The sequence below is a fragment of the Rhizobium sp. BK399 genome (assembly GCF_014194695.1).
Taxonomy (GTDB): domain Bacteria; phylum Pseudomonadota; class Alphaproteobacteria; order Rhizobiales; family Rhizobiaceae; genus Rhizobium.
Genome location: NZ_JACIAH010000044.1, coordinates 1 through 3,429 on the forward strand (window position 1 = coordinate 1; position 3,429 = coordinate 3,429).

General features: G+C 61.8%; 1 protein-coding gene. It reads right to left on the minus strand.

Features of this window, described 5'->3' with window-relative positions:
* A partial coding sequence (gene pyc / locus FHT97_RS30540; RefSeq protein WP_183865203.1) for a pyruvate carboxylase occupies positions 1–3,429 on the minus strand: 3,429 nt, incomplete at both ends.

Consider the following 3,429-nt stretch of genomic DNA (forward strand, 5'->3'; position numbering starts at 1 on the left):
GACCAACAGGTCCTTGGCGTCGATCTGATCGCCCGCCTTGACCAGCACTTCCGCGATCGCACCGTCCTTTTCGGCATGGATCGCCGTTTCCATCTTCATCGCCTCGATGGAGACGAGAACGTCGCCGGCGTTGACCGTCTGGCCCGGCGAGACGAAGACGCGGGAAATGACGCCCGGCATCGGCGCACCGACATGCGCGGCATTACCGGGTTCCGCCTTGCGGCGGGCGGCGGCACCGGTCGCACCGTGAGCGCGATCCGGAACCTTAATGCGGCGTGGCTGGCCGTTGAGCTCGAAGAAGACAGTGACCATGCCTTGACTGTCGGTCTGGCTCATCGCTTGATTGACGATGACAAGCGTCTTGCCCTTTTCGATGTCGGCAAACAGCTCCTCGCCGTCCGCCAGGCCGTAGAAATAGGCCGGCGTCGGCAAGACAGAGACCGGGCCATAGGTGTCGGAGGCCAGTGCGAAGTCGGTGAAGACCTTCGGATACATGAGGTACGAAGCAAACTCGAAATCGCTGACCTCGCGCTCCAGCTTGGTCTCGATCGTCTTGCGCTCGGCATCGAGGTCGGCATCGGCAAGCAGCGAGCCCGGACGCACCGTATAGGGCGCGTCACCCTTCAGTGCCTTCTTCTGCAGTGCTTCTGGCCAGCCGGAAGGAGGCTGACCGAGATCGCCCTTCAGCATCGAGACGACCGACTCTGGAAAGGAGACTTCCTTGTCGGCGCTGACAACATCGGCGACCGTCAGGTCCTGCGAAACCATCATCAGCGCCATATCGCCAACGACCTTCGAGGACGGCGTCACCTTGACGATGTCGCCGAACATCTGGTTGGCGTCGGCATAGGCCTGCGCCACTTGGTGCCAGCGGGTCTCGAGGCCGAGCGAGCGGGCCTGTTCCTTGAGGTTGGTGAACTGGCCACCCGGCATTTCGTGCAGATAGACTTCCGAGGCCGGCCCCTTCAGGTCGCTTTCGAAGGCCGCATACTGATGACGCACCGCTTCCCAGTAGAAGGAGATACGGCGGATCCATTCCGGATCGAGACCCGGATCGCGCTCTGAACCACGCAGCGCCTCGACGATCGAGCCGAGACAGGGCTGCGAAGTATTGCCGGACAGAGCGTCCATCGCGGCATCGACGGCGTCGACGCCAGCATCGACGGCGGCGAGAACCGTCGCGGCGGCGATGCCCGAAGTGTCGTGCGTGTGGAAATGGATCGGCAGGCTGGTAGCGTCGCGCAGTGCCTTGAACAACACCTTGGCGGCAGCCGGCTTCAACAGGCCGGCCATGTCCTTCAGTGCGATGATATGCGCGCCGGCCTTTTCGAGCTCTACGGCGAGGTCCGTATAGTACTTGAGATCGTACTTCGGGCGCGCGGAGTTCAGGATATCGCCGGTGTAGCAGATCGCTGCTTCACAGAGCTTGTTCTCTTCGGCCACCGCATCCATCGAGACGCGCATGTTCTCGACCCAGTTCAAGCAGTCGAAGACGCGGAAGAGATCAATACCGCCGGCAGCTGCCTGGCGGACGAAGTATTTGACGACGTTGTCAGGATAGTTCTTGTAGCCGACGCCATTGGCGCCGCGCAGCAGCATCTGCAGCAGCAGATTTGGTGCCGCTTCGCGGACCAGCGACAGGCGCTCCCATGGATCTTCCGTCAGGAAGCGCATCGAGACGTCGAAGGTCGCGCCGCCCCAGCATTCCAGCGACAGCAGGTTCGGCAACGCATGCGCGTAGGTGCCGGCGATCCGGGCAATGTCGTAGGTACGCATGCGCGTGGCAAGCAGCGACTGATGGCCATCGCGCATCGTCGTATCGGTCATCAGCACGCGTTTCTCATTGCGCATCCACTCGCCGAACTTCTTCGGGCCGAGCTTGTCTAGAAGCTGCTTGGTGCCGTCGGGAATCCCATTGCCGTTGGTATAGGGGACGACCGGCTCGGCGATGTCCGCCGATGGCTTCGGGCGGTCCTTGGCTTCCGGATGGCCATTGACCGTCACGTCCGCCAAATAGGTGAGCAGCTTAGTTGCACGGTCAGCACGTTTAACCTGCTGGAAGAGTTCCGGCGTCGAGTCTATGAAGCGTGTGGTGTAACTGTTATCCCTAAACTTCGGATGCGTGATGATCGCTTCCAGGAAGGTCAGGTTGGTGGCAACGCCGCGGATGCGGAATTCGCGCAGCGCACGGTCCATGCGCGAGATCGCTTCAGACGGGCTCGGCGCCCAGGCCGTGACCTTGACCAGCAGCGGATCGTAATAGCGGGTGATGATCGCACCGGAATAGGAGGTGCCGCCATCAAGGCGAATGCCGAAGCCGGATGCCGAACGGTAAGCGGTGATGCGGCCATAGTCAGGGATGAAGTTGTGCTCGGGATCTTCGGTCGTGATGCGGCACTGCAGAGCGTGGCCGTTGAGGCGAATGTCATTCTGCGCGGGCACGCCCGATTCCGGCGTGCCAATCGCGAAGCCGTCAAGAATGTGGATCTGCGCCTTGACGATATCGATGCCGGTAACGACTTCGGTGACCGTGTGCTCGACCTGGATGCGCGGATTGACTTCGATGAAGTAGAATTTGCCGGTGTCGGCGTCCATCAGATATTCGACGGTACCGGCGCCGATGTAATTGGTGGCACCCGCGATCTTCAGCGAATAGGCCGCGAGTTCCTGGCGCTGCGCCTCGCTGAGGTAAGGCGCCGGCGCGCGCTCGACGACTTTCTGGTTGCGGCGCTGGATCGAGCAGTCGCGCTCGAAGAGATGTACGACGTTGCCGTGCGTATCGCCCAGAATCTGGCTTTCGACGTGACGAGCGCGCTCGACGAGCTTTTCCAGATAGACCTCGTCCTTGCCGAAGGCAGCCATCGCCTCGCGCTTGGCTTCCGTCACCTCGCGGGCGAGATCGGCTTCCGAGCGAATGACGCGCATGCCGCGTCCACCGCCGCCCCAGGAAGCCTTGAGCATAACGGGATAGCCGATCGCCGCCGCCATACGAGCGACTTCGGCCATATCATCCGGCAGCGGCTCCGTTGCCGGCACGACAGGAACGCCGACGGAGATGGCGAGGTTGCGCGCCGCGACCTTGTTGCCGAGCTGACGCATGGTATCGGCCGTCGGGCCGATGAAGATGATGCCTGCCTTGTTACAGGCATCGACGAATTCCGGGCTTTCCGACAGCAGGCCGTAACCCGGATGGATCGCATCGGCGCCCGAAAGCTTGGCGACGCGGATCACTTCGTCGATCGACAGATAGCTCTCGATTGGGCCGAGATCACGGGCAAGATGCGGTCCACGGCCGACCTGGTAACTCTCGTCGGCCTTAAACCTATGCAGTGCCAGTTTATCTTCTTCCGCCCATATCGCGACCGTTTTTATCCCGAGCTCGTTGGCCGCGCGAAACACGCGGATGGCAATTTCCGAACGGTTGGCAAC